Source organism: Planomicrobium sp. CPCC 101110 (genome assembly GCF_007859395.1).
Lineage (GTDB): Bacteria > Bacillota > Bacilli > Bacillales_A > Planococcaceae > Planococcus.
On record NZ_VOHD01000008.1, the window covers coordinates 258,995 to 284,968 of the forward strand.

The window sequence follows — 25,974 nt, forward strand, 5'->3', positions numbered from 1 at the left end:
TGCGGATGGAGAGAAAGTTGCAGGAAAACAATCAACACTCCACGCGATTTCCTGCTGTTATTGATATACTTGTCAAATGCAGCTTAGACGAGGCGTGCAAAGAAGGACGGGATGGATTGAAACGATTAACGCCAACAGGTGAATTCATATATACGTACGCATATCACGATGACGAAAAAGAATTATGCCAGATGGAGATGCGCGCATTTTTCGGCAGGTACACAGAAGAGAAAATCATAAAAAGCAAACGCGGCATTGATCCCAGCAGAAGCCCGTTCATCAAAGAGCGGCTTGAAGTGCTGTTTGAAGCAGTGGAACTATCCGGTATTTTGGAGCAGGCGGCCGAGGTCGACATGGATACTGCCACATTCAAAGTGATTTTCCCGAAGATCAACGGGCTCGCTTTGGGGGATAAAGTGGAGTACGTGGAAAAACGCGCTATTGAACGGCAGATCGGCGCTGTCATCACAGGCCGGGCGGATGTCCATAGCCCGGATGTCACTTTCGGGCTGATCCCATTCGGCGGCCGCTGGTATTTCGGCAAGTCCCGGCAAAGCGAGTCCGTCTGGTTCAAGCACCAGCAAAAGCCGCGGGAATATTCCACAGCGCTGAGCACGAAAGTGGCGCGCGCCGTCGCCAATATCGCGGTCCCCCATCCTGCCGGAATCAAAGCCATCGATCCATGCTGCGGCATCGGCACGGTATTGGTCGAGGCCTTGTCGATGGGGATCGACATTGTCGGGCGGGACATCAATCCGCTTGTCGTAGACGGTTCACGGGAAAACATCGCCTATTTCGGATTGACGGGACAAGTGGATTTGGGGCCGATAGCCGACATCACCCAGCAATATGATGTGGCCATCATTGACATGCCTTATAACCTTTATACACACGCAACGCCCGAGGAACAGCAGGACATCCTGAGTCATGCACTGCCTTTCACAGAAAAACTGCTTGTCGTGACTATCGAAACGATCGACCATATGATCGATCAAGCCGGCTTCACCATCACCGACCGCTGCATCGCGAAAAAAGGATTGTTCCTGCGGGAAATCCTCGTTTGCGAGAGAACAAGCGAACGGATGGAAGCCGCAGAAGAATTACAGGAAGCTTGAGAAAGAAATGGAAAGCATCGTTTTAAAGCGATGCTTTTTTCTATCGGAAAGTGGGCCATACTCAACTCCGGAGTTGAGTATGGCCAACACATATTTTCAAAATCGCTTAAAATTGTTTTTATAAAGGGCAGCATCGTTCTCCAATAAAATTTTATTTCCCATGAACTTTTTCGCTGCTGCTGTGTCTAATGTAAAACAAGAGAGAAATGAGGTGTTGGCTGTGGACGAAATCGAAGCTGCCCGAAAAGCGATCCAAGGCGACGAAGAGGCATTTGTCGCCTTGATGCACATACATAAAGAAGCCTTGCTGCGGACGGCTCTGGCTTTCCAGAAAAATGACCACGATGCGCTCGAGGCCTTGCAGGAAACGACGTACCGGGCCTTCAAGAAAATACATACATTGAGAGAACCTGCTTACGCAAAAACGTGGCTGATCCGCATCATGATCAATTACTGCCAGGACCAACTAAAAAGGGACAGGCGGTATGCCAGAAATGGAGAAGCTGCAGATTCTTCCGTCTCAGACGATTTGGCCCTGCTTGAACTGCAGGATGCCTTGAGCACGCTGTCCCCTGCTGAGCAGCAATTGATTTACATGAAGTATTTTCAGGGCGTCAAAATCAAAGACATCGCGGCCATTGAGAAGATTCCGGAAGGCACCGTGAAATCCCGGCTGCACAAAACATTGCGGCGGCTTCGCAGCCATTTTGAAGGCAAAGGAGAGATCGACCATGTATGAGAAAGAGGAACAGAAATTGATCCATTTCAAAGACTGCTTGGAACAGGTCCCTCTCCCTTTGGATGCAGCGGACGGCGCAATCTTGCAGGGACTCGAGCGGGCAAAACGCGAAAAAGCGCAAGTCCGCGCCAATCGCATACGGACACTTTGGAGTCTGGCTGCAGCGGCGCTCCTGATCCTTGCGTTAGTGACCACAATACGCGTGTCCCCCGCTTTCGCTAATGCGGTCGCGTCGATTCCCGGAATGGAGAAATTTGTCGAGCTGATCCAAAACGACAAAGGCTTGAATGCGGCTTTTGAAAACGACTATTACCAGCCGATCGGTGAATCGCAAACCATCGGGAATGCGACATTGACAGTAGACGGCGTCATTCTGGATGAATCGGGGATGAACGTTTTCTATACGATTGAATCGGCTGTGGATATGGAGGATATCACCATCCTTGCACCTGTTTTGGAGAATCAGCAAAAAGTGCCACCTTCCAGCATTTCATTCAATCATCCGATTTCCCAGGAAGATTCACCGAAAATCTATAGAGATATCCTGGGTTTTACGTTCGAAGAACCGGTAAGGTTTGAAGATTTGGCATTTACGCTCCATTTGAAGACGAATTTGGATGGCAAGGAATTCGACTTTTCCGTGCCATTCACAGTGCCCGAAAATGTGAAACCGAGCGTCACTTATGAGATGAAGGAAGAAGTGGAAGTGGAGGGACAGAAGTTCACCATTGAAAACGTGACAGTTCATCCGCTGCGTGTCGGAGTCAAGATTTCATTTGATCCGGATAACACAAAAAAGATTCTCCAATTTGAGGACATGCGCCTTGAAGACGAGAACGGCGAAGTTTGGAGCTCTATAGCAAACGGAATTTCAGCCCATGGCGACATCGACGACGGTGAATTGACTTATTTCCTCCAAAGCAATTATTTCGAAAAACCGGAGGAACTGTATTTGCGCATCAATAAAATGCAGGCAGTTGATCTGGAAGATGCTTATTTCCTAGTGGATACCGACAAGGAGTTGTTGCTTCACAGCCCGAAAGATGGCAGGCTGGAACTGACCAAAGCAAGCCGTACGGGATTTGAGGTTGACTTGAAAATGGATCAGGAACAGGAATTCCCTTATGGAATTGACAAGAAAGTCACGGATGCCAATGGCACACTTTTGGATCTGCGGCATTCGGGAATGTCCAGCCCATATGAAGGCAGGCAAATGATTGAAATCGCCATTAAGGACAACGGCTACGCAAATCCGGTGAAAGTTGAACTGTTCGCCTACCCGAACTACATCAATGGTGATGTGAAAGTTGAATTGAAAAAATGACAGTGCGAAAAGGCAGAGACCGGATAAAGGGTCTCTGCCTTTTTATAGTTTCATTTCCAGATTAATTTTATTTGGGCACGTACGCGTATACTTTCTCTTCACCTGTCATTTCGAACAACAACTCAGAAGGAACTTCTTGAGACAAAACCTTTTGCTGATTTATTTTTAAGGGAGCGACTTCTTTTAACCCCTCAAGATTTCTGTATTTTAGCGCCTTTACTCCAAAGTGCAGCTTCACTTTATAGTTTTCTTCAATCTTTTCAACTTTGCTTTCAATTGTCCCGATGATTTTATTGTTTTCGGCAATCACTTCATCCAACGTTTGGGACCTCGAATTTTCTTCCTGATAGTTTCTTACTGCAGTCAGGTAAGGCTCATAGCATTCCTCGATGAACTTTATGTTCAACAACACCAGTTCCTGTTTGTTGTTGAACGTCTCAATCAGCCGCTTATAATCCTTTATTATTGCAGCTTCGCCCCATTTGCGGATCACTTCATGTTCCTTCAACCGATCGATGCTTTCGCCGATTCCGTTAAGGTCCTTATTTAGAACCTTCAAATCCTGAAGAGTGGCCGTGTAGAGGTCTTCCACTTTTTGATCTTCCACGCCTCCAAGCATGATGCCATTGCTTCTGAAGCGTCCGATGACTTCCCTGAAATAACTGAACCTTGCTTCGGCTTTTCCAGCAAAGTCATTGTCCCGGTTTTGCAGTAAAACATCTAATTTCCCTTCAATCCCTTTCAACGAACTCTGGATTTCAATCAATTGCTGTTGGCCGACAACAGCCGTCAACAGATTGAAACTCGCATGCGCGACCAGTTTCGGATCAATCTTTTTCACCAATGTAGCTTGTGCATAAATCCCTTTTACGCCTTCTTTTTTGACTGCAGGGAGATATCCTTTTCCGTCCACTTTTTCGATAAGATTCATGCTCTTATCCTTCAATCCTTTTACAACTTCAGGACTAAACTCCACCTTGTACGTTTTGCTGTCTTGGATGACCCTTGCCCCCGCTTCAAGAGTCCGCAGAAGGTCCAGCTTTAAAATTGCAGGAATTTCAATTTTTCTATACCGTTCTTTTACCGCCTCTTCGTTTTGAACTTCCCAAACGCGAGGCACAAATTGTTCATAAGGATCTTCTTCCATAGGATCTTCAATATCTGGTTCAGATTCTTCGATTTCTGCTTCGCTTTCTTGAATTGGGATTTCTTCATCGTCTGAAGATGCCGCTTTTCTGCTCCTAAAATAAACAAAAAGAGCAACTAGCAGAATCACCAAAACCGCTGCTGCCAGAAGGATATTTTCCACACGCTAGCCCTCATCTCTTTTGAGTTATTCTGAAATGACCTGAATCACATTGTAAAACATATCTAGCCAATATAATCAAATCTTAATCCATATGGTTACGAGCAAGTATCACTTATACCTTGATATGATTATAAGCAATAAAAAAGCTGCTTAACAGCATGCCGCTTTTGAATCTCTTTACAAGGACCTCAATGAAGATAATTTGCTCTATGCAAGACAGTTCATAAACTGAAGATTCCTGTGAATAGTGAGGATTGCTTTGCCGGCGTTTACCTCTATTCCTTACGGGAATAAAGATAAAAACTGCTATGAGAGGGGTATTCTATGAGCTAGGACAAATCATCTACACGAGAAACAAACATCGAAAAAATGAACGAAATCCTTGAAGAAAAAAACAAGCAAACTTCAGAAAAACAAAATTCCAACTCGCAAGAACAAACCAACCAATCGTTGAAAGACCAGGCGCACATCCCGGATGAAAACAATAAATTAACAACCAAGAACAATAACCGGACTCCTTGATTTCCTGTTTTAACCAGGTGGTAATAATAAGTTCACCAAACTTAAAAATGTAAAAAAAGGTTCCGGCAATCAAGCCGGAACCTTTTCCACTGTTATATCGAAGACAATCTTACTTCCCTGGCAAAACCGCTTTTGGAGAAACGAGGCCTGCCTCGACCAGCTCTTCCCAAAAAGCAGCTGGAATCGTGGCCTGCATTGCCGCAAGATCTTCCTTGATGCGGTCCGGTCTTGTGGAGCCCGTCACCACTGCTTTTACAGCAGGATGGGCGGTCGAGAACTGGAGCGCGGCATCCTTCAAGTTCACGCCGTGGTTTTTTGCAACATCTGTAAACCGCTCGACCCGCTTTTTGAGGTCAGGCGTGATTTCCTTGTAATCGAAATAGTCTCCGCCAAACAACGCACCCGAGTTGAATGCACCGCCAATTACGAGCCCGCCGTCTTGCTTCTGCGCCAGCGGCATCATGCGCTCAAGGGCGCGTTCGTGCTGAAGCAGCGTGTATTGTGTCGCCGACAAGCTCAAATCCGGATGGGCTTCTTCCAGCTCAAGCGCCACTTCAATTGGCGTCGTCGTATTGACGCCAAGCCCCCAAGCTCGGATAACCCCTTCATCCCGGAGCCGGTCCAGCACTTTGAACGCGCCTTTCCGCGCTTCATCGAACTTCGTAATCCATTCGTCTCCCAGAAAGTCCGGCGAAAGGTCATGCACAAAGACCATATCCAGGCGGTCCGTCTTCAGCCGCTTCAAGCTGTCTTCAATCGACTTGAGCGTGCCATCCTCCGTATAATCCGTCGCAATCTTATTCTTGCGACCGTATTCAAACAGCCCCTCTTTTTCTTCTTCTTCGTCCAGGATGATCCGGCCGACCTTCGAACTCAGCAAAAATTCGTCGCGGTTATAGGAAGACAAAATTTCACCAAGCCGCAGTTCAGCGAGCCCCGCCCCGTAAAACGGCGCCGTATCAAAATACCGGATTCCCTCGTTCCACGCGGACTGGATCGTTTCCATCGCTTCCTCTTCCGGCACGTCCCGGAACATATTGCCGAGCGGCGCAGTCCCCAGGCCGAGCTTGTTTTTTACCGTTACATTGTTTTTCATAATGGACACCTCTTTTAGAAAGTTGTTTTCAATCCAACACATAACAACTATCTACCCGCTGTGAATTCGGATAAACGATGGAAGGTGAATGGGAGGAAATCAAAAAGCCTGGCCCCTCGCGGTGAACGTCGAGAGATCAGGCTTTGGTTATAAAAATATATGTAATAGAAGAAGGTTGTCCGGCACTATTCTTTCTACTTCCATTATACCGCTAATAAAAACTTATTTATAGACTACTCTTTCCCAATTCCCTGCCCTATACTGTTTTATACCAAAGTAATCATACAGGAGGCAGATTCTTATGAACGACAAAAAAGAGCTCTTGGATTCCGGCCCTTTTTTTCATGGAACGAAAGCCCAGTTGAAAATCGGCGACCTACTGGAAGCGCAAAATCAATCCAATTATCAGGACAAGAAATCCAATTACATCTATTTCACTGCCACATTGGAAGCTGCGAAATGGGGCGCTGAATTGGCTGCATCTGAAGCCAAAGAACGAATTTATATCGTGGAGCCACTGGGCGATTTTGAAAATGACCCGAACTTGACCGACAAACGGTTTCCCGGAAATCCGACACGTTCTTACCGGTCCAAATCCCCGCTGAAGATCGTTGCTGAATTGGGTTCTTGGGAGCGGCATTCTGATGAAGAGATTGAGCATATGCTTGCTTCTTTAAAAACTTTGCGTGAACAGGGGAAGGCGATTATACTGGATTGATTTTTTAGAGGGGGATTCGCGACTGTTTTCTCATCTTTCGGATCGCTTTCGAAACCAACCGCTCTAAATAGCCACCATTTCTTTTTCGAAATGATGGCTAAATTTTTATCTTGTATCATTGATTGATAATGACGACATTTCCCTTTTTCACTCCGCTCTCTACATAATGATGCGCTTGGCGCAGCTGTTCCAGCGGAAATATTTGGTCAACTACCGGCTTGATTTTGCCGTCTGCCAATAGTTTGTTCAGATAGCTCAAATCTTCGGCTTTATAATCGGCCGCTCCCGCTATGATTTTTCGGTCGCCTTTCTTTGTCGGCAAAAGCCTCCGGAACATTTGAGCAAGACTTGGATTCCCCATGAGGTAGATGCCTTTAGACTTCAAGGAGTTGACGGTTTTTGAAAAAGGGCTTTTTCCCGCAACATCGAAAATCACATCATAGGTTTCGCCATTTGCGGTAAAATCTTCTTTCCGGTAATCGATCACTTTGTCTGCGCCGATGGATAGGAGCATGTCCAACTTCTCGCTGCTGTCGACGGCCGTCACTTCAGCGCCTGAATTTTTGGCAAGCTGAACGGCCACCGTGCCGATGCTCCCCCCGGCACCGATGACCAGTACTTTTTGGCCTGCACGGATTCTGGCTTTCTGAAGAAAAAACAAGGCGTTCATCCCGCCTGTCGAAATGGTGGCAGCTTCTTCGAAACTGAGCCTTTCCGGGATGCGGGCGATGGCATAGCTGCCGGGAAGACAGAGGTAGTCCGCATAAGCGCCAAGCTTCAATCCGGTCGCGCCATATACGCGGTCACCTTTCTTGAAGAGCGTATGTTCAGTTCCTACAGCTTCAACTTCCCCGGCAAATTCCTGCCCAAGTACATTCACCCTCGGTTTCCGTACCCCGAAAAACAGCCTCAGCGGAATTCGCAGCAGTACTGGAAATGTAAAGCCCCGTATCTCACAGTCTCCTGCTGTTACGGTGGATGCGCGGACTTTCACCAGAATCTCAGCAGCTTTCGGGACAGGCTTGTCGAGCTGCTGAAGCTCCAGAACTTCCGGCGGCCCGTATCGGGTGCAAACCATGGCTTTCATTTTTCGTCCCCCTTTTTGTGCAGCGATGCACCAAACGGAGTATCGCTTAATCGGCCATCTATATTGAACTCTTTCTCTTACACCGCTTGTCCTTAATAAAATTCAAGACAACCGTGTCCAATCCCTTTTTCCAATAAATTATTTAATCCAATTTCGGAGCCCGCTCCTCTTGCCGGTTTTCCCTAGCAATGCAACTGAAATAAGGCTGTATTTAATAGTTACTTAACTTAAACGCCTGATCTTTATTATGCAACATAGCCAAAATGCACCTGCAGTAAAAAGGTACATCTCCAAGCTGTTCGGCATGGGATTTTTTTCAACCTGACTTGCAGCTGTACCCTTCCCTTTCTCTTCTTGATCATTTCATTAAGATATCCTATCCCAGCAAATACGATGCACTATTACCTGCTCGGATAAATCCGATGTTCACGATGCCTTTGTGGCGTAAGTTTCAAAGTTTTTCATTTCCACTTGAGATACATTCCACAACCGCTTTTTTTATCCCCTTATAACTTACGATAATTGGATTCATTCTTAGCAATGCATTTAAGCCTATCGATTTCTGGCTTCCCTTTTCCCGGTTGATTTGCTCGGTCGCCAGCACATAAAATTCCCATTGATCCAAATTCAGCGGATTCACCACACTTCTATCCTGTTCTTTCAACAAACAGAACACATAAACGTCCGCACTTCTTTTCATTTCCGTTGCATATGTATTGGTACTCGCTTCCCAAGCGAGCGCCGGCCGGATACTGAACTGAATAGTTGATGGTTTCATTTGCTGCCAAGACTGCAAATAGGCCGCCGACTTCACCTCCACATTGATGCCTTCCGCAGTTACCAAGTCGAAAGCGTCCCATTCCGTACGGATTCCTGTCACCGCATCCAAAGCTTTGCCCACAATAAATTCCGCGAGTGTCCCGCGCAATGCGTTATTCAGCAAATCAGACTGATTCCATTGCCAGAAATCCAAAAGTTTGATGTCCAGATCGCCAGTTTTAGAAATAAAAGATTCTTCTCCTGTTTTCTTCATTCTTATAAAGCCCTCCTTAGCGTCCACATACAACTAAAAGCTTATAGAGTTCGAGATATAAGCTTTGGTATCAGAATAAATAGTTACTACAAATAGCACAATTTACATTCCAATATCATCCATTCAATGATACTATTTATTAGCAATATAGTAAAAATGAAAGATGGGATATCCAAAATGAAAAAGAAGATTTTCACAAGTTTATTATTCAGCTGCCTTAGTTTATTTCTACTAGCAGGTTGTGGATCACAAAATCCAAGCACTACTGTAGAAGATTTTTTAACTGCTATTAAAAAGAATGATTTTGAAAAAGCAGGTGCTTTTGTTGAAGGTGGTACTGGCAGTTTGACTACCGAGCAAGAATTTTCTGATGAATCAGAAGAAGACCTTGCAATAACTATGATTGAGAATATCTCAAAAAAATACGATTTTAAAAACCTCGAAGAAGTATCAACTGAGGGCGAAACGGCCGTCGTAAAAGCCGAAATTACTTCTCTAGATATGGGAAGTGTCATGACGAGCACTATGGCTGAAGTCATGCCTTTAGCTTTTGCCAGTGCATTTGATGAACAAACTGTAGAATCCGAAAAAGCATTTGAAGAATTGACTGAAAAGACCATGATCAAACACATGACTTCAGAAGATGCTACCCTTGCTACTCGAACCGTCGAATTCAACCTGGAAAAAGACGATGAAGGAAACTACAAAATTAAAGATGATGAGAATTTAACAGAAGCCATCTTTGCAAACATTTCGCAACTAGAAGAGATGTTTAGTGAAGAAGACAGTGAAGCTTGGACAGAATCCGAAGACAAAGAAACGGAACAACCCGAGCAAACTTCCGAAGTACTATCTATAGTAGCGGAAAACAAAGCATATGAAACAAAACCAATGAATGTCACACTGGAGGAAGCATCTTTCAAAAAAGCGACGAATGTTTCAGAAAATCAGCAGAATAGTATAAACAGCATGTATGCAAATGAACCGATAGGCGAAGAATTCAACTACTTCTATATCAAATACAATGCCGAGAATACATCAGATCAAGATGTCACTTTTAACGGAATTGAGGAAGTTGTATTATTTGCAGAAGGAAAACAAGAAAAAATTGAGGTTTCTAATCAATGGAAAGATTTTATTGATTATGACGAAGCACAGGATCCGGACTACTATGGTGCTGTAAGCAAAAGCGGCGAAGTTGGTGTAGTGATTAAAACCGACCCAGCTAAAGTAGAAAAAATTCGAATCGTATTAAGCGGACCAATGGCAACTGAAAGTTACGAAACACTTTCAGAAGCTCAGAATATCGAGTTTGAAGTAAAAAGATAAATAACTTGCATCTCCATAGTCATTATAGATATTGAAGTTAACAGATCTTTTTAAAAAAGATTGTCTTGCTTTCTTTTAGAAGACACAAACGCCAGCTCCGAAATTGATTGATTCGGAGCTGGCGTTTTTCATTTATTCTCCTGCCAATCCTTATTCGTGTACGCCTTCTTTTACAGGAACCGCCAGCAACTCTTTCAAATGGCGGTCGATTTGGCCGTGGTAGGCTTCCCCTTCTCCGCCGAACAAACCGAAATGGCCGGCAATGCTGGTGATGACTCTCAGTTCACTGTTCGGTACCAGCTTTTGTTCGGGTTCACAATCACTTGGCGGGAAAAACATATCGGTATCGATCGGCATGACATACACCTTGGCTTTGATGCGGCTGAGCGCTTTTGCCAAGTCCCCTTCAGTGTGGCGGCTCACATCACCGCGCTGCCATTTCCATCCCATCGTCAGTAAAGCATTGGGATCCATCATCTGAAAAAACGGCTCAAGGAAGCCTTCAACCAACTCTTCTACAGTCCCCACACCTAACAAGTCCCATTTTTCCTGCTTGAAAAACTCCGTGCAGAAACCCATAACGGCCCAGATATCAGCATGCCGCTTCAAGCCGTCCGCCACTTCTGTATGGGACGAGTAATTCCCGCCGTTCCAACCCGGATCGGATGTAATAGCATCCATCAATGTCTGGGTAAACAGGAAATCATGGATGGTGTTTTTTGCAGTTCCTGCAATCGGCGCCGCACGCTTCACCATATCCGGATACCTGACTGCCCATTCATAGGTTTGCTGGGCTCCCATTGAACCGCCCACCACCAGCGCCAGCTCTTCAATGCCGAACTTTTCCGTGATGAAGCGATGCTGCGCTCTTACGTCATCTCCGATGCGCACTTTCGGGAAATTGCTCATGCTGATCGGATCAGGACTGTTATGAGGCGAGCTGGATAGCCCATTTCCCATCTGATTGATTATGATGATAAAATAATCGGTTGGATCAAGAGCTCTCCCTTCGCCTATGTATGGTTCCCAATCTTTACTGGTTCCTGAAAACCAAGTAGGAATCAAAATGACGTTATTTTTCTCTTCGTTCAGTTTGCCATGCGTCGCATAAGCCAATTTGCAGTCAGGAATCGCTCCCCCTTCTTCCAGTTCAAAATCCCCTAACTCGTAAATCTCATAAGGCCCATGGTTTTCTTGTGAATAGAATAAATTCTCAATCATCAACATACCGCCTTTCCCTTGAAATTTTATAGTCCGAGCGGAAGCAATAAACCGGATTCCAACTGAGCCAATCCTTTACTTCCTTCCTTTCATTATACGCAAGCTCAATCTAAAATAAAACAGAATTTTCTGATTATAAAACTAGGTTAAACTTGTCGCGCCAGTACAGTTACGCCAGTTCAGCCCTTCCAGTATCCGGATCGAACTTTCCACCTGCAGCTCGCAAGCACAAAAAGCAGGTATTTACGCACCAAACCGAATTTGATTTAAATCCATGCTCTTTTGGGTAAACAGGAGTTTAGAACTTGATTTAGGAGGCGTAATGCTATGAAAAAAACAGCAGTTGTTGCTGGAGCTACAGGCGTTATCGGCAAATATATCATCGATTATTTTAAAGAGCAGGAAGGGTGGACAGTGATCGGCCTTGCTCGGAATGTTCCGGAAGATGAGCCGAACGTCCGCTATATCTCTGTGAATATGCTGGAGCCTGATGAAATGAACCTAAAATTATCTTCACTTGGGGATGCAACTCATTTTATCTACGCGGCCTATCAAGACCATGAAGCGAACCCTCAGCAGCAAGTAGCGGTGAACTTGGCTATGTTCAAAAACACGTTGGATGCAATAGAGGAAAATGCGCCTGCTCTTGAACGGGTCATTTTGATGCAGGGAGCCAAAGCATATGGCGTTCATCTTGGGCCGATCAAGACGCCTGCCAAAGAAACCGATGCGCGCCACATGCCGCCAAACTTCTATTACGACCAGGAGGATTATATGCGGGAAGCCCAGCTGGGAAAAGATTGGACGTGGACCATTTTGCGGCCGGATGTCGTATGTGGATTTTCAGTCGGAAAACCGATGAACCTTGCGATGGTCATCGGCGCTTATGCAGCCATTTCAAAAGAACTCGGACTGCCTCTGCGCTTCCCAGGAAAAGCTTATCCGTTCCTTGCGCAGATGACCGATGCCACCTTGCTCGCACGCTGCACACTCTGGGCAGCATTAGAAGAAAGGTGCGCATTTGAAACATTCAATGTAACAAATGGCGATTTTTTTCGGTGGGAAGATATGTGGAAACAGATCGCCGATTTTTTCGGTATGGAATCCGCCCCGCCGAAACCACCGATCTCGTTGACACGCATGATGGCGGATAAAGAAAAGCTGTGGCAGCAGATGGTGGAAAAGTATGGTTTGCAGGACATCCCCTACCAGAAACTCGCTCTTTGGGGATTTGGGGATTTCATCTTCAATTGCGATTACGATGTCATGTCGGACACGACGAAACTTCGGAAATTCGGCTTTTTGGAGTTCGTCGATACCGAAGAAATGTTCATGAAACTCTTCACCGAGTTCAAGGAAAGCAACGTATTGCCCCGTATATGAATAAGCGTTGAACAGGCGCTTATCCAATCAACAGAAGAACGAAATCAAATCATTCATGAATCTGAAAACAGGCTTAAGGAGGAAGAAAAATGGAACAGAAACTAACAGTAACCAACGATATACTGTTTTTCGCTTTTAAATATGCATTAGGCAGCAGTTCAGATGCACCTGTACTTGTAATTGACTCACTCAAAGAAAATATCAAGAGTATAGAAGCAGTTGATTTGAGAGAATATATCCGTGAAATATATGAGTGCAGAAATTCAGGCATGCTTAAAGATGAAGCGGCTTGGCTGGATTTTGTAGATTATCTTCAGGAAGAATTACAGAGCAGAGAGTAATAAAAGATTGCTTCAATCATGCCGATAGATAGAAACCCGCTTCATTGTTAAATGAAGCGGGTTTCTTATGTGAAATCACTATATAGTTCACACTCTGTTCGACGCATAAACGCCATTCACTTCGCCAAGGCAATCTTGATATGCTCCAGATGATGCTCTTCGTGCCAGCACAGTTTCGCGAGTTTCGTTGCGACGCTGATTTCACCATTCGTTTCATGGGTGAAGACGCGGTCCAACTGTTTTTGCGTCACATGCTGCCCAAGTGCGACGATCCGTTCGTTCAAGCCTTCCAGCATCCGGATTGAGCTTTCCACCGGCAATTCGTTGTCCGGAAGCTCCGCCCATTTTTCCTGGTCAAAAGCCGGCACTGTCGGATTGTCATCCGTCAACGCCAGTTTCAGGCGCTGGTACATATTGAGCTGCGAATCCGCAATGTGATGCACCAGCTGGCGGACGGTCCAGCTGCCTTCCCTGTACTTCTTGCCAAGTTGCTCGTCATCCAGTCCATCGACCACTTGTCTCAGCCGCGTTGTATAACTTTCAATTTTGCCAAGCCACCCTTGCACATCTTCAGCTTTCACGTTTTCAGGAACCTCTAATTTTCCAATGGGAAATTTCACATCCATTTTTCCAACCTCTTTTCCTTATCCGTATTTGTAGGCACTCGTATTCACGCTCAATATACCAAGGCGTCCAGGTTTTGTAAATCAAATGCCTGAGAGCTTACTGGGAATTGATAAAGCCGAATAAAACCAAAAAGCATTTTGGGGAATAAAAGATTTTAGCCCAGATAAGCTGGAACTATATATTATCAGGATCGTTTGAATTCAAGTTTATCCTAGTCATTGGCGTGGTAGACAAGGGGCAAATAAATATTCTGGAGGAATCAGGCATGAAGAAAAAATGGATTCCAATGTTGTTGGCATTCGGGTTAGTAATTGCATTTCCCTTCTCCTCTCAATCGGCGGCAGCTACAAGCAGCGCGTCTGCAGGCCAGGAAGAGAAGCTGCCGGAAAATCTTGAAAATCTAATGGCCATCGCGCCCGAGCATCAGTTTATTCTGCGCAAAGGAAGTGTCCGCATTGAAGTGGAACTCCTCCAATGGACATTAGATCAGTATGGACTACCAACAGCGGTTGATGGAATCTTTGGGCCTGAGACAGAAAAAAACGTCCGGCAATACCAGAGGGATAAAGGTTTGAAAGTTGATGGCATCGTAGGCGTGAATACATGGGTGGCAATATATGGGGAATATTAGAAAGATCCCTTCCATAGAATCGCTATGGAGGAAACTTGTGTTGGATAAACTTAATAGACTTTCCGAAAAAATCCGCCCTATAGTTGGGCGGATTTTTCAGTTGGCATCGCGGCGTCTGTACAAAGAGTCATAGAAATACGTTCGATACTCGATCTTAAAGGAAGAATGACCCCTAAAACTAATTCATAAGTTAACTATAGTAAACAAATAAAACTTCCTAAAGAAGCAGCAAAAGAAGCTCTCGATTATTCATCTATTCCAAAAAAACTTTCATTTGTTTACTATTTAATTAAGAGGAAAAGGTTTAGAGATATAACATTTAGGGAAAAAATCACAAGCCCTCTACTTAATTGGGTAAGCAACAAAATATTTTTTATCATTAAAATTATCTCTCTTTTCATTAGCAGCCTATAGCAATAAGAGGGCAATCCGGATGGCCGTCCGGGTTTTATTTTGGGTTATAACAAAACAGAAAATAGGGGGAATGATCTTTGAAGTTACGGACGTTGCTTTCTTTATCAATATTAGGCAGTTTAACCGCCTTGATGCTGGCAGGCTGTGCTACCGGCAATGCAGCCAGCAAGGAAGGACAATCGACTACATTGCGGATTGCGCATAGTTTGGCTGAAGATCATCCGATCCATCAGTCGATCACGCAATTCGCTGATTTGGCACATGACAATTCCGATGGCACAATCGGATTCGAAGTGTACCCAAACGGACAGTTGGGGCAGGAGCGCGGCACCATCGAGATGGTCAAATCTGGACTGATCGATATGGCAAAAGTCAGCGCGAGTGGACTGGAATCGTTCAGCAGCAGCTATTCGATTTTTTCGCTTCCCTATGTGTTCCAAAGCGAAGAGCATTATTACAGAGTGATGAACAACAGCGAAGCGGTCCAAGAAATATTCCAAAGCACGAGAGACGATGGATTTATCGTCATCAATTGGTATGACGGCGGCCAGCGCAGCATTTATACCGCCGACAAGAAAGTGGAATCTCCGGCTGATTTGAACGGCATGAAAATCCGCGTCCAGGAAAGCCAGACTTCGATTGCGATGATCGAAGCAATGGGCGGAGCTCCGACGCCGATGTCATTCAGCGAAGTGTATACGTCGCTTCAGCAAGGCGTCATCGACGGGGCTGAAAGCAATGAAACCGCACTGACAAACAGCAAGCACGGCGAAGTATCGAAAGCCTATACCTACACAGAACACCAATATGTACCGGATTTGCTGATTATCAGCACTGAAACTTGGGACAGTTTGACCGTGGACCAGAAACAGGCATTAAAAGACGCCGCGGCTAGATCTTCCGAAAGCCATATTGATGTCTGGGCGGAAGCGATCGATAAGGCGATCCTGGAGGCAAAAGAAATGGGTGTGGCATTCTACAAAATCGATAAGCAGCCATTTATCGACGCAGCCGTACCGGTCCATGAATCTTATCAATCTCAAAATGCGGATTACGAACGGTATTTCAAAGATTTCCAAAGCTACGCCGATTAACAAGCGAAGAAAGACAGGTTCAGACCCCAGCTATCAACCGCTCTGGGTAGTGCCTGTCCTTTTCGTGATAAAAAAAGGAGAAACGCCGATGAGAAAAATAGTTGACCGAATTACGGCATTCCTGACCTGTTCCTTGATGGTCGCCATGGTGCTGGCCGCCTGCTGGCAGGTATTCACCCGGTTCGTGCTGAATTCACCAAGCACGGTCACCGAAGAATTTTTGCGCTATTCGCTGGTCTGGCTGACCATGCTCGGAGCTGCCTATACATATGGATTGAAAAAGCATTTGGCGATCGTTTTTGTCGCAAGGAAAATGCCGGAAAGAATCCAGCGTACCCTTGATCTTGTGGTAGAGGCAATCATCCTTGTATTCGTTTTATCCGTCCTGCTGTTCGGCGGCTCACAAACGTACCGGAGTGCGATTGGCCAAGTGTCGTCAGCCTTGAATATGCCGATGCAGTATTTATACTTGAGCGTGGTTGTCGCAGGTGTGCTGTTCGTTTTTTACGCCTTTATCCACATTTTCGAGACCATCAAAAAGAACAAAGGGACTGGCATCCATCTGGAAAGCTAGAGAGCAGAGAAACCAATAGAGCAGGGAGAGAAATTAGATGGCATTACAGGCAGGACTTGTTCTCGCAGCGGTTTTCACACTGCTGCTGATTCTTAGTGTACCGATTTCATTCAGTATCGTCATTGCATCGCTGGTCACCGCTTTGTTTGTACTGCCACCGGATTTGGCGGTTTTCATGGCCAGCCAGACATTAGTGACCGGCCTCGACAGCTTCACGCTGCTCGCGGTTCCTTTCTTCATACTAGCCGGCGTTCTCATGAACAACGGCGGTATCGCTGAACGGCTTGTCAATTTCGCAAAAGTCCTTGTCGGCAGAGCACCTGGGGCACTGGCACATACGAACATTCTGGGCAACACGCTGTTCGGCTCGCTTTCTGGCTCTGCTGTCGCCGCTGCGGCGGCTGTCGGCGGCGTCCTCGGCCCAATGCAGAAAAAAGACGGCTATGATCCGAAATACTCAGCGGCGGTAAACATCGCTTCCGCTCCCATCGGGCTGATCGTCCCTCCAAGCGGAACCCTGATCATCTACTCGCTGGTGAGCGGCGGAACTTCTGTCGCGGCCTTGTTCGTCGCCGGATATCTTCCGGGAATCCTGTGGGCGATTGCCTGCATGGCCGTGGCCTATCTAATCGCCAAACGCCGGAATTACCCAGTCACTGAACGCGTCTCGTTGAAAGTCGCATTCAAGACATTCATCGAGACGATTCCGAGCCTGATGCTCATCGTCATTGTCATCGGCGGGATCCTGGCCGGAATCTTCACGGCGACCGAAGCGGCAGCCGTCGCCGTCGCCTACACATTCCTGCTGACGCTCGCTTACCGGACAGTAAAACTAAAAGAATTCCCAAAAGTCATCATGGAAGCGGTAGAGCTCACTTCCATCGTCATGATGCTCGTCGCCGCTTCTGCCGTCATGTCCTGGGTCATGGCGTTCACCGGCATCCCGGGCGCCATCAGCGGATTCATCTTAGGCATCTCCGATAACCCGATCGTCCTGTTGCTGCTCATGAACGTATTCCTGCTTCTGATCGGAACGTTCATGGACATCACACCGGCCGTCCTGATCTTCACACCGATTTTCCTGCCGATCGTCACAGGCTTCGGCATGGATCCGGTCCATTTCGGCATCATGCTGGTCATGAACTTGAGCATCGGCACCATTACACCGCCGGTCGGCAATGCCTTGTTCGTCGGTTCCAGTGTCGCCAGACTGAATATGGAAGAAGTCACGAAACCGCTGCTTCCGTTTTACGCAGTCATCATCCTGGTGCTGATGCTGGTCACTTACATCCCCGCGATCAGCTTGATGCTGCCGAACCTGCTGATTGAGTAGATTGAAAAAAATAGCAATATAAAAGAGGGACTGTTAGTTATCGGATAACTAACAGTCCCTTTATGCGTATACTTTTCCCCTTCCTCACTGCCCATACTCCTTTCCCGAGCGTTTCTGGAAGCAACAGCAGAACCCACTTTTATAACGATAGCGAGGCAAATTCTAATTTTGATTGCCATGGAAACTGACCAAAATTCGATGCGATCCTCTCTTAGCATTTTTAGTTTGCTCTAGCCTGTGGAGATCAACCGAATAAATGCTTTCAAGCGGACTTGAATATCATTCCCTTTCATAAACCGCGCTTTCCGTTTCTCCCAGATCCACAGGTGTAATCGTGATGGTTCCGCCTTCCGCAATCAGCCCATCATCGCCGAATTCGGTGCCTGGATTCAAGATGATGCTGAGGGTCGGTTTTGTTTCGTCTCCCAGGACCACTACCGAATAAATTCCGAATTGCTCAGTGTTTTGGATATTATAATAATACAGTTGGCCATCTTTTGCATAAACCAGTTCGTTGTTATCCGACATGAAATAATTTTGCGGGTTTCCCTGTTCCATCCATTTGCCGATCAAGCTGACGATGACATTTTGGTAACTGATATAATCACTGCTTCTGAAATTATAAATTTGATGATTCAAAGCCCCGTCATAACCGGTTTCATATGTCAACTCCGCAATATCTCCTGCGGACCACTCAATTTTATACCGTTCTTCTTCCAATGCCTTGTACTCCGAACTGCCTGCAAGAACGCTGTCTTCCCTGCCAAAGAAGATGCCTCTGCGCTTCAGCCGGACGGTTTCCTTCTTCATTTTCGGGTATTCTTTGATGACCACTTCATGCTCGCCGTCTTCTGATTCCGCAATCAGCAAATTCACGTCGCCCATGTAATAGAAGAAAGTCGTGTTCGCTGTAAGCAAAACAATACCCACAAGCAATAAACTCCATTTCAAATAACCGGCTGTAAAAATCACAGCACCGGCAATAACTAGGAAAAGGATGATTCCGTAATTAATGGCATAAAACTGCCCCTCATGGATCAGCCAATATCCTTTAGGAGCAGCAATCCCGATCAGCAAAGCCTGAAAAAACCCCAATGAGATTCCCAAAGCGATAAATGTAACTCCCAGTATTCTTCTTTTATTCATTGAGCGTCCCCTGCAATTCAAAATGTGCCATGATTTCATCATAAAGCGCGTTCTCAACGGAAACGGGATCCCATGTCACACCCATGTTGACGCTTCGGAAAGCAAGCGTTTCTGCCTGACTGGTTCCTTCGTTCCGAAGCGCCACCAAGAATCCCGTCTGTTCCCCGTCGATAAAATCGATATGCATTTTCTCGTAGCCCTTTTCAAGGTCATGCGTGGCGGTACGCGAAATGCTGCCGACACTCCACACCTGTCCCCGGGTATCGGTCGTCAATATGCTGATGTTCTCCGGTCCCCGGCCACCATATGCGACGGAGACTTTTTCACCCGATATGTAAATATTGCTTCTTGAAATAGTATCGATATAATCGCTGATGCGCGCATATCCCAACTCGGTGTCATCCGGCACCGGAATCCAGCTTTCGCCTTCGTTGACGGTTACAAAAAGTTCCCTTTCATAAATCGCATAATCCGCTCCAGTATCGACCGGCAAAACCGTTTCCTCCGTACTTGGCGCCGTATGCGAAATTGTTCGATCGATATCCATCGGCATCTCCGCATCGGCAGCAGTGGCCTCCGGGCTCACCGGATTTTCCGCCTCGTACTGCGCATTGATGTTTTCGATTGTGCCTACGCTTGCTTTGAAGGCACCATAACTGAACACAATAGCAGCTGCGCAAAATAAAATAATTTTTGAGATTTTCATCGCATCTCCTTTCTATGCATAGGAATAAGTTCATGTCGATTCACCTGAACCAATTATAACTTACGCAGCTTTAAGGCTGAACCGCAATTACCCGGAGAATGGATATTGTTACCATGAAAGAAAAGCCACAGGAAACCTTTCATGCAGCAAATCCCCCCACTCTACGCTGGCGTCACTTATAGTAAGGACGCCATACTAATTGTGTTGGAGTCTATAAGAAAATGGATGATATACTGAACTCCAGTGGAAATACTACATAAAGGAGAGGATGGTCCAACTATGATGCGATCCTTCCGTTTCACTGGCAGCAGGATTGTGAAAACCGGGATAGCCATATTTTTAACAGCCACGATTTGCAGATGGTTTGGCTGGCCGCCTGTCTTTGCTGTCATCACGGCAATCGTGACGATTGAGCCGACTGTCAGCGATTCGATCAAAAAGGGACTTGTCCGGTTCCCGGCATCTGCGATCGGTTCTGCATTTGCTGTTTTCTTTATTACACTCTTTGGGAACGCCCCGATCACCTATACACTCGCTGCTGTTGCCACGATTTTGGCTTGTTCCAGACTCAATCTGCATGCCGGCTTACTCGTTGCCACATTGACATCCGTCGCAATGGTGGAAGTCATCCACGATAATTTTCTCGTCTCTTTCTTCATCCGATTAGGGACAACCACTATTGGTTTGCTCGTATCTACTGCTGTAAACATGCTTGTTTTCCCGCCAAACTATCGGACAGATATTCTAAACAGCATTCAAAACATTAGCGAACGTGCGGGAAGTATGCTGGAACACACATTCCGTACCATCCTGTTTGATGGTGATGCGAATCTTGAGGAAGATAAAGAGATCGTTAAGCGGTTGACTACGGAAATCAGGAAAACGGAGAAATTGATCCATTTCCAGCGTGATGAAGCCAGTTTATACCCTTGGGTCCGTGATAGAGAAGCCGAGCTTCAGATGGCGGAAAGGCAATTGCTGTTTTTACATAATCTCGAATTCCATTTGGATGCTTTGCTTCGTGTCCCTCTGCATGATATCGTTTGGACAACAGCCGAGCGAGATCTTATTATGCAAGCCGTCAAGGCGCTTGCGAACGACTTGCAGCATTCTACCAGCTACGATCACGACAAGCATCAGCACCAGTTAAAAAAGATTACCGACCTGTTTTGGGAGAACAGCAAAAGCGTAACAGCAAGCGATGCTATGCACCCTACCCTATTCCCGCCAGAGTTCACGATCCTTTACGAGCTCATCACGATTTATGATTTAGTGGATAAGTTTTTTGATCCGGATAGTGTGAAGGCGGCACGGGAAGCGGAATAACAATAGGCATTACTTGAATTCCATCAAATTATTTGAACCTACAACCTTTAGAATTAAATAATTTTAAAAATGACCGTGCCAGAAACAGTTCAGTTTCCGGCACGGTCATTTTATATTAGTTTCCACACTGTTTCATCCTCTTGAAAATAGATACGCTACTAATCTTGATAGCGGAATAAAGGAGTATACTATCGGCATAATTCTTGGCAATAACAGTGGAAAGAGCAGTTCCTTTCTCAGGATGCAACTTCATAGGCAGATGGCATGATTTCAGCATGCTGGACTGCTATACTCCTTTATGTGCAAACTTGCAATATAAGGAAGGAAGTTAACTAGATGAAATTAAGCGTATTGGACCAAGCTCCTGTCACGACAGGAAACACGGCAGAAGATGCCATGAAAAAAGCGGTGGAACTCGCGGTTCTCGCTGACCAGTTAGGCTATAGCCGGATGTGGATGGCGGAACACCATGGCTCGGGCGCATTTTCCAGCTCCGCTCCTGAAGTTACTGCCGCATACCTGAGCGCCAAAACAGAGAGGATCCGAATCGGCACAGGCGGCGTGATGATGATGCATTATTCGCCCTTGAAACTTGCGGAGGTGTTCAAGACATTGAGCGCACTTGCGCCGGGCCGCATCGATTTCGGTGTAGGACGCGCACCAGGCGGCGACCACAGTTCCATCTACGCCTTGTCCGAAGGACGCCGGGCCATGACGGATGATATGTACGGAAAATTCGATACGGCGCTGAAACTGATCAACGACGAAGTGCCAGAAGACAATCTGTACAATAAAACAATCGCTTCTCCGGTAAATATCAAACTGCCGGAAGCCTGGCTTCTCGGCTCGAGCGGCAATAGCGCATTAGAAGCAGGACGGATGGGCGTCGGCTATTCATTTGCCCAGTTTTTCAACGGCGGCATGACAAAAGCCATTTTAGATTCCTACCGGGCAAATTTCACGGTTTCCGCTTTCATGGAAAAACCGGAAATCTCGGTGTCGTATTTGGTGACAACGGCTGAAACTGCCGAAGAAGCGGAATACGAAGCATTGCCGCAGGACATTTCGCGCCTGATGTTTATGAAAGGCCGCATCATGCCGCTCATGACGCCGGAAGAAGCACAAAATTCCGCACTCACGGAAATGGACCGCATGCAAATCCAGGCAAGCCGCAAAATCCATTTGGTCGGTTCTGCGAAAGACGTGGCCGATCAATTGCAGCGGGAGCAAATGGAATACGGTTTTGAAGAAGCCATGATCTGCAGTATCCCCCATTCTCAGGAAAAACGGTTGGATGTCTATCGTTTACTGGCACAGCAGTTACTTTAACTGATGGATTTCAGATTCCATAACTAGTCCATTTCACAGATAAACACAGGAAAGCCGTATCCGTTAACCTTTAAGGTCAGTGGATACGGCTTTTTCCAGATGTAACTGCAGTTAATAAACTGAATTGAGTTTGACATAAAAGGCGATTTTTATTCGGCTATATTATCAATCATTTATGAACATCCGTTATCTCTTTCATCAATTGAATCCATTCTTCTCTCTTGAAATCATACAACGCCAGTTCCGTTTTTCTCAGAACCAGGTGGATGCTGTCGAACTTTTCATCTGAACGGAATCTCCACCAGCTTTTCACTGTTGAAGCCTTGGTGCCTGGTTCGTAATAAGTCAATGTGATTTCGGGATCGATGATGTCCTCCACCCTGTCAATATCTAAAAAATTATGCGGAAAATCAATATAGAGACCGAGTGCCGTTTTATGAGGCGTAATAGATCCAATTTTATGTGACGATTCCGCGTACCGCTTCTCAAGAGCATCACTCCAAGGAACCGGTTTATTGCTGGCGATCAACAGCCGATCACCCTCATTCGGTTCTATCCTGCAATTCGGAAGGCTGTTAAACACTTCGAGCATCTCGTTTATTTTTTGTTCTACGGTTTTGTCCACTTTTCTATCCCATCCTTTTCAATGCATCTATCATCCATGAAGGCTACAATTTCTTCTAGGCAAAATACTACCGCTTACTGTAAGAGGATTTAATGTGCCACTGACTGATATTCTATCACGTCCCCCTGATTGCTCCATGTTTCATTTCTTTGCTTTTAACTTTTACTTTCCAGGAAGTGACACTATTACCAAACAATTTATGCGGATGATAAAAAGAAAAAGCTACAACCGACATGTTGATGCTGTCGGTGTAGCTATTATTAAGAATGAATTGTAATTTTTTTCAAAATCTTTTTGGTTTTTTTCAAGGAAAATAATTTTCAGTTATTTCAACAGAAATTGTAAAATTTCTCTTAAGTTCTATATTCATTAAAATCCAAGCTCTTTAATAAAAGATATATGTTAAGTCCATAAACACTTAATATGCTAATAAACAACATAATTTCATAATCAAAAGCAGCAGGCTGCTGTTCTTGAAGTGATAGATTAGAAATGTTATTGAATATGGAATTAGCGGCAATTAAAATCGTTATAACGATTCCTACAATAATTATGATTTTTTCAATATTCCTCGGATTTATCATAGTTTTTAGTTCTTTCGATAATGGTACAGAGTTTGAACTTTTAAATATAAGTTCTACTACTTTTTTTATTAATACTTCTATAAGATTTCCTAAGTCTAACTTTGTATAAAGCCAATAAGTAGCTGTCGATATAATCAACGTTAAAAAAACTATTAAAAGAAACTCATCACGAAATACATCAGGTTTATAAGAATAGAATGACAACGTAAAAAAGAAAATTATTATTGTAAGGAGAAAAATAGTTATTAACTCCTTGACTGCATAAATAATAGTTAACACATAAATATTATTGTGAAGCGAGTATAAAGCAATATTTAGAATCTCAAAACCAATTATATAAAGGACTAGTATTAGTCCCCATACAAATGCAGACCTTAAATGTGACAATGCAAATTCTATAATATTTAATTCGAATAATAAACATATAGTTAAAATAATACCTACGTAAAAAAGCCAAGACTGAATAACCTTTTTTTCATTTAACAATTCAATTACCCCTTAAAATTAGAATACCACTTCACAGATAGCGGCACAATTTCTCACATAATTAATGTAATTAAATTAACCATTAAATTTTGATACAAATATTTACAAGTCTCTAGTGGTCATGTAAAGAATAATTAGTTTTGATGCAACTTTGAAGATTACACCATAGGATTCCAGTTCTTCAATTAATGCCACACACTGTTCTCCTTGCAACGGAGCAAGCTCAAACACTAATTTCAATCGACCATCACGCAAATGATCGAAAAAGAATACAAACGGGCCGTTATACCACCAATTAATGCGAGTCATTCCGAACCGCTCCTCATTTTTTGCAAAAGCCGGAATGATGAAAGATGGATAGCGCTGGTGAGGATTCCGGTTCTCTTCACTAATGCCGTTCTCGTTGCAGAATTTTAGAAAGGCAGCATTCGGTATATTCAGAACCTTTTTTTCGTCAGAAGGTTCTACTTGCACACTCTGTTCTAAATTACCGTCTCTTCTTGATTCTGCGTCATGGCTTCAACGGACAGGGCAATTTTCTGAAAGAGGTCATTAATTTCTGGTGCATCATAAAGCTCAAGTATGCTGTTCAGAACTTCCTGTTTAGACGCCCAGCCTCTTACTTCTGTCCAGGCTGTGTAGATTCGCGTGTATTTCTTGCCTTCCTGTTTTACATTCTGCCGGAAACTGACGCCATGCTTCTCCAGCATCGTCAATAATTGAACCCGTTCTTCGTAAGGGATTGGACCGACTTCCACCGTAATCTTTAAACGATTCTCCACTTGCCTCTCGAACCAGATAATAAAATCCTGGCCAAGCCAATACGCAGAATCCAGTTTGCCCAGTGTTTCCTCGAAGTCGAACCAGTCAGGGAACACAAAGTTTTAGGAACGGATACTTGCAGAATAGGCCTCTTCCGGTATTTCCGTTTCTTTGACAAATTCAAGAAACGCTTCGCGCAAGACATTGCTGCCAATATTGAGAATGAAATCAATCGTCTTTTTCTTTGATTCATAGATCTTGCGGAGCGCTGTTTTCTCTCTGTCGCTAAACTCTACAATTTGCTTATAGATTCCTTTATAGATAGCTTGCTTTTGGAAGTTTTCATTTTGACTAAGAAATAAATAATCGATTGCTCTTTTATTTCCTTCATATACTTCCAAAGCCAGTGCACAGCCTCTTCATCATGGACCAATTGCTCTTTTAAGACTTCGATATAAAACAGCAAAAAATCATGGATGGCATCTGCAGTTGTTTCCTTATTAAACTCAAGATGCTGCTCGATGATTTCCAGCACATCTTCATAGCCCAGCAGCAGGTAACTGTCTTCTGAAGGCTCTTCATTTGCGAGCGTCAAGAAAATCGGAAGGATCGTATAACCAGGCTTCGGAAAACGCAGCTTTGCATATGCTAGATAATCGGCAAGCTGCCCGTCCTATTCACCTCACCTGCATGTAATTTGTTTTCTATGACCAGTACCAGTTTTTGCGATGGCACATGCACGAGCAGATCGAATAACCTGTTGGTATGCGTCTTCACTTCCCTCACCACTTCGGCGTCATGGAATGAACTATGGAGAAACGACAAAAAGTCGATTCCTTCTCCTTTTCCTTCGTTCTCTGCGCGCATAATAAGCCGTGTCAGCATCTTTTTCAGGAAGAAACCACCTAGTTGATACGTCTCATCCGGATCCAGCAGCCAAGCCAATATATTCTAATGACGAATCTCAAACTGATCGACCCGCAGCACTTTCAACGGATTGAATTGATGGAATTTCTGGTGCAGCCGAGCGAATTCTTTAGAATGTTCGAGCTGTGAGATTGTTTCTAGTGAGTATGGCATCTTGTGCTCCTTATCAGGCTTTTTCAGAGCGTTATATTTC

28 protein-coding genes are annotated in these 25,974 nt (G+C 44.9%); 13 read left to right on the forward strand and 15 right to left on the reverse strand.

All coding sequences use genetic code 11. The annotated features are described in order from the left end of the window. Window positions 1–116 precede the first annotated feature (116 nt). The 3 genes from FQV30_RS13070 (at window position 117) to FQV30_RS13080 (ending at window position 3,178) form a co-directional block, all read left to right on the forward strand. Window positions 117–1,115, forward strand: coding sequence for a TRM11 family SAM-dependent methyltransferase (locus tag FQV30_RS13070; protein WP_146500594.1), 999 nt, complete (start codon window positions 117–119; stop codon window positions 1,113–1,115). A 220-nt stretch (window positions 1,116–1,335) separates the two neighbouring features. After that, complete coding sequence (locus FQV30_RS13075; protein WP_146500770.1) at window positions 1,336–1,854, forward strand: sigma-70 family RNA polymerase sigma factor; 519 nt, start codon at window positions 1,336–1,338, stop codon at window positions 1,852–1,854. After that, complete coding sequence (locus tag FQV30_RS13080; protein WP_146500595.1) at window positions 1,847–3,178, forward strand: DUF4179 domain-containing protein; 1,332 nt, start codon at window positions 1,847–1,849, stop codon at window positions 3,176–3,178. Before FQV30_RS13075 ends, FQV30_RS13080 begins: the two co-directional genes overlap by 8 nt. A 67-nt stretch (window positions 3,179–3,245) precedes the next feature. Here FQV30_RS13080 and FQV30_RS13085 read toward each other — a convergent pair whose 3' ends face one another. Both FQV30_RS13085 and FQV30_RS13090 read right to left on the reverse strand, forming a co-directional pair. After that, window positions 3,246–4,487, reverse strand: coding sequence for a DUF1572 domain-containing protein (locus FQV30_RS13085; RefSeq protein ID WP_146500596.1), 1,242 nt, complete (start codon window positions 4,485–4,487; stop codon window positions 3,246–3,248). Between the two features lie 631 nt (window positions 4,488–5,118). After that, window positions 5,119–6,105 (reverse strand): aldo/keto reductase, encoded by a 987-nt coding sequence (locus FQV30_RS13090; RefSeq protein WP_146500597.1) that lies wholly within the window; start codon window positions 6,103–6,105, stop codon window positions 5,119–5,121. A 301-nt stretch (window positions 6,106–6,406) separates the two neighbouring features. Here FQV30_RS13090 and arr point away from each other — a divergent pair, with 301 nt between their 5' ends. After that, window positions 6,407–6,823, forward strand: a complete 417-nt coding sequence (gene arr, locus FQV30_RS13095) for an NAD(+)--rifampin ADP-ribosyltransferase (protein WP_146500598.1) — start codon at window positions 6,407–6,409, stop codon at window positions 6,821–6,823. Between the two features lie 115 nt (window positions 6,824–6,938). On the opposite strand, the gene FQV30_RS13100 is transcribed toward arr, so the two are convergent. Together FQV30_RS13100 and FQV30_RS13105 are read right to left on the reverse strand one after the other, a co-directional pair. After that, complete coding sequence (locus FQV30_RS13100) at window positions 6,939–7,910, reverse strand: NAD(P)-dependent alcohol dehydrogenase (protein ID WP_146500599.1); 972 nt, start codon at window positions 7,908–7,910, stop codon at window positions 6,939–6,941. Window positions 7,911–8,361: 451 nt separating this feature from the next. Next, window positions 8,362–8,943 carry a hypothetical protein gene (locus FQV30_RS13105; RefSeq protein ID WP_186725650.1) on the reverse strand — a complete coding sequence of 194 codons (582 nt, stop codon included), beginning with the start codon at window positions 8,941–8,943 and terminating at the stop codon, window positions 8,362–8,364. A 177-nt stretch (window positions 8,944–9,120) separates the two neighbouring features. Between FQV30_RS13105 and FQV30_RS13110 the strand changes: the two genes are divergently transcribed. Beyond that, window positions 9,121–10,272 carry a hypothetical protein gene (locus tag FQV30_RS13110; RefSeq protein ID WP_146500600.1) on the forward strand — a complete coding sequence of 384 codons (1,152 nt, stop codon included), beginning with the start codon at window positions 9,121–9,123 and terminating at the stop codon, window positions 10,270–10,272. A 150-nt stretch (window positions 10,273–10,422) separates the two neighbouring features. On the opposite strand, the gene FQV30_RS13115 is transcribed toward FQV30_RS13110, so the two are convergent. After that, the gene (locus FQV30_RS13115; RefSeq protein ID WP_146500601.1) at window positions 10,423–11,493 is read right to left on the reverse strand and encodes an alpha/beta fold hydrolase; all 1,071 of its coding nucleotides are present in this window, start codon (window positions 11,491–11,493) and stop codon (window positions 10,423–10,425) included. A 327-nt stretch (window positions 11,494–11,820) separates the two neighbouring features. On the opposite strand from FQV30_RS13115, the gene FQV30_RS13120 reads away from it, so the two are divergent. Both FQV30_RS13120 and FQV30_RS13125 read left to right on the forward strand, forming a co-directional pair. Next, window positions 11,821–12,876, forward strand: a complete 1,056-nt coding sequence (locus tag FQV30_RS13120; RefSeq protein ID WP_146500602.1) for an SDR family oxidoreductase — start codon at window positions 11,821–11,823, stop codon at window positions 12,874–12,876. Between the two features lie 89 nt (window positions 12,877–12,965). Next, a complete protein-coding gene (locus FQV30_RS13125) occupies window positions 12,966–13,217 on the forward strand; it encodes a hypothetical protein (protein WP_146500603.1) in 252 nt (83 codons plus the stop codon). A 116-nt stretch (window positions 13,218–13,333) separates the two neighbouring features. Here FQV30_RS13125 and FQV30_RS13130 read toward each other — a convergent pair whose 3' ends face one another. Further along, entirely contained in the window at window positions 13,334–13,843 is a 510-nt protein-coding gene (locus FQV30_RS13130) for a YfiT family bacillithiol transferase (RefSeq protein ID WP_146500604.1), read from the reverse strand. A gap of 266 nt (window positions 13,844–14,109) precedes the next feature. Here FQV30_RS13130 and FQV30_RS13135 point away from each other — a divergent pair, with 266 nt between their 5' ends. The 4 genes from FQV30_RS13135 (at window position 14,110) to FQV30_RS13150 (ending at window position 17,890) form a co-directional block, all read left to right on the forward strand. Next, entirely contained in the window at window positions 14,110–14,475 is a 366-nt protein-coding gene (locus FQV30_RS13135; protein WP_146500605.1) for a peptidoglycan-binding domain-containing protein, read from the forward strand. Window positions 14,476–14,966: 491 nt separating this feature from the next. Next, window positions 14,967–15,983 (forward strand): TRAP transporter substrate-binding protein, encoded by a 1,017-nt coding sequence (locus FQV30_RS13140; protein WP_146500606.1) that lies wholly within the window; start codon window positions 14,967–14,969, stop codon window positions 15,981–15,983. An 88-nt stretch (window positions 15,984–16,071) separates the two neighbouring features. Then, window positions 16,072–16,557 carry a TRAP transporter small permease gene (locus FQV30_RS13145; RefSeq protein ID WP_146500607.1) on the forward strand — a complete coding sequence of 162 codons (486 nt, stop codon included), beginning with the start codon at window positions 16,072–16,074 and terminating at the stop codon, window positions 16,555–16,557. A 37-nt stretch (window positions 16,558–16,594) separates the two neighbouring features. Then, window positions 16,595–17,890 (forward strand): TRAP transporter large permease, encoded by a 1,296-nt coding sequence (locus tag FQV30_RS13150; RefSeq protein WP_146500608.1) that lies wholly within the window; start codon window positions 16,595–16,597, stop codon window positions 17,888–17,890. Window positions 17,891–18,169: 279 nt separating this feature from the next. On the opposite strand, the gene FQV30_RS13155 is transcribed toward FQV30_RS13150, so the two are convergent. Both FQV30_RS13155 and FQV30_RS13160 read right to left on the reverse strand, forming a co-directional pair. Continuing rightward, window positions 18,170–19,036, reverse strand: a complete 867-nt coding sequence (locus FQV30_RS13155; RefSeq protein WP_146500609.1) for a hypothetical protein — start codon at window positions 19,034–19,036, stop codon at window positions 18,170–18,172. Next, entirely contained in the window at window positions 19,029–19,742 is a 714-nt protein-coding gene (locus FQV30_RS13160) for a hypothetical protein (RefSeq protein ID WP_146500610.1), read from the reverse strand. The genes FQV30_RS13155 and FQV30_RS13160 overlap by 8 nt, the downstream gene beginning before the upstream one ends. A gap of 282 nt (window positions 19,743–20,024) precedes the next feature. On the opposite strand from FQV30_RS13160, the gene FQV30_RS13165 reads away from it, so the two are divergent. Then, window positions 20,025–21,068, forward strand: coding sequence for an aromatic acid exporter family protein (locus FQV30_RS13165; RefSeq protein WP_146500771.1), 1,044 nt, complete (start codon window positions 20,025–20,027; stop codon window positions 21,066–21,068). A gap of 336 nt (window positions 21,069–21,404) precedes the next feature. Continuing rightward, a complete protein-coding gene (locus FQV30_RS13170; RefSeq protein ID WP_146500611.1) occupies window positions 21,405–22,397 on the forward strand; it encodes an MsnO8 family LLM class oxidoreductase in 993 nt (330 codons plus the stop codon). 169 nt (window positions 22,398–22,566) lie between these two features. On the opposite strand, the gene FQV30_RS13175 is transcribed toward FQV30_RS13170, so the two are convergent. The 7 genes from FQV30_RS13175 to FQV30_RS18235 form a co-directional block, all read right to left on the reverse strand. After that, the gene (locus tag FQV30_RS13175) at window positions 22,567–23,022 is read right to left on the reverse strand and encodes a hypothetical protein (protein WP_146500612.1); all 456 of its coding nucleotides are present in this window, start codon (window positions 23,020–23,022) and stop codon (window positions 22,567–22,569) included. Window positions 23,023–23,375: 353 nt separating this feature from the next. Continuing rightward, window positions 23,376–24,092, reverse strand: coding sequence for a hypothetical protein (locus tag FQV30_RS13180; protein WP_146500613.1), 717 nt, complete (start codon window positions 24,090–24,092; stop codon window positions 23,376–23,378). Window positions 24,093–24,194: 102 nt separating this feature from the next. Then, entirely contained in the window at window positions 24,195–24,401 is a 207-nt protein-coding gene (locus FQV30_RS17995) for a hypothetical protein (protein ID WP_186725651.1), read from the reverse strand. A gap of 173 nt (window positions 24,402–24,574) precedes the next feature. Further along, window positions 24,575–24,874, reverse strand: coding sequence for a hypothetical protein (locus FQV30_RS13190; RefSeq protein WP_186725652.1), 300 nt, complete (start codon window positions 24,872–24,874; stop codon window positions 24,575–24,577). 272 nt (window positions 24,875–25,146) lie between these two features. After that, entirely contained in the window at window positions 25,147–25,449 is a 303-nt protein-coding gene (locus FQV30_RS13195) for a hypothetical protein (protein WP_146500616.1), read from the reverse strand. 53 nt (window positions 25,450–25,502) lie between these two features. Continuing rightward, entirely contained in the window at window positions 25,503–25,799 is a 297-nt protein-coding gene (locus tag FQV30_RS13200; protein WP_186725653.1) for a PD-(D/E)XK nuclease family protein, read from the reverse strand. A gap of 6 nt (window positions 25,800–25,805) precedes the next feature. Then, on the reverse strand, window positions 25,806–25,934 hold the full coding sequence (locus FQV30_RS18235; RefSeq protein WP_255473458.1) for a hypothetical protein: 129 nt from the start codon (window positions 25,932–25,934) through the stop codon (window positions 25,806–25,808). Window positions 25,935–25,974 lie beyond the last annotated feature (40 nt).

Coding starts and splice junctions, on each gene's coding strand:
- FQV30_RS13080 (WP_146500595.1), top strand. CDS start 1,847: ATGTATGAGAAAGAGGAACAGAAATTGATCCATTTCAAAGACTGCTTG.
- FQV30_RS13090 (WP_146500597.1), bottom strand. CDS start 6,105: ATGAAAAACAATGTAACGGTAAAAAACAAGCTCGGCCTGGGGACTGCG.
- arr (WP_146500598.1), top strand. CDS start 6,407: ATGAACGACAAAAAAGAGCTCTTGGATTCCGGCCCTTTTTTTCATGGA.
- FQV30_RS13100 (WP_146500599.1), bottom strand. CDS start 7,910: ATGAAAGCCATGGTTTGCACCCGATACGGGCCGCCGGAAGTTCTGGAG.
- FQV30_RS13105 (WP_186725650.1), bottom strand. CDS start 8,943: ATGAAGAAAACAGGAGAAGAATCTTTTATTTCTAAAACTGGCGATCTG.
- FQV30_RS13110 (WP_146500600.1), top strand. CDS start 9,121: ATGAAAAAGAAGATTTTCACAAGTTTATTATTCAGCTGCCTTAGTTTA.
- FQV30_RS13115 (WP_146500601.1), bottom strand. CDS start 11,493: ATGATTGAGAATTTATTCTATTCACAAGAAAACCATGGGCCTTATGAG.
- FQV30_RS13120 (WP_146500602.1), top strand. CDS start 11,821: ATGAAAAAAACAGCAGTTGTTGCTGGAGCTACAGGCGTTATCGGCAAA.
- FQV30_RS13125 (WP_146500603.1), top strand. CDS start 12,966: ATGGAACAGAAACTAACAGTAACCAACGATATACTGTTTTTCGCTTTT.
- FQV30_RS13130 (WP_146500604.1), bottom strand. CDS start 13,843: ATGGATGTGAAATTTCCCATTGGAAAATTAGAGGTTCCTGAAAACGTG.
- FQV30_RS13135 (WP_146500605.1), top strand. CDS start 14,110: ATGAAGAAAAAATGGATTCCAATGTTGTTGGCATTCGGGTTAGTAATT.
- FQV30_RS13145 (WP_146500607.1), top strand. CDS start 16,072: ATGAGAAAAATAGTTGACCGAATTACGGCATTCCTGACCTGTTCCTTG.
- FQV30_RS13150 (WP_146500608.1), top strand. CDS start 16,595: ATGGCATTACAGGCAGGACTTGTTCTCGCAGCGGTTTTCACACTGCTG.
- FQV30_RS13155 (WP_146500609.1), bottom strand. CDS start 19,036: ATGAATAAAAGAAGAATACTGGGAGTTACATTTATCGCTTTGGGAATC.
- FQV30_RS13160 (WP_146500610.1), bottom strand. CDS start 19,742: ATGAAAATCTCAAAAATTATTTTATTTTGCGCAGCTGCTATTGTGTTC.
- FQV30_RS13165 (WP_146500771.1), top strand. CDS start 20,025: ATGCGATCCTTCCGTTTCACTGGCAGCAGGATTGTGAAAACCGGGATA.
- FQV30_RS13170 (WP_146500611.1), top strand. CDS start 21,405: ATGAAATTAAGCGTATTGGACCAAGCTCCTGTCACGACAGGAAACACG.
- FQV30_RS17995 (WP_186725651.1), bottom strand. CDS start 24,401: ATGACTCGCATTAATTGGTGGTATAACGGCCCGTTTGTATTCTTTTTC.
- FQV30_RS18235 (WP_255473458.1), bottom strand. CDS start 25,934: ATGCCATACTCACTAGAAACAATCTCACAGCTCGAACATTCTAAAGAA.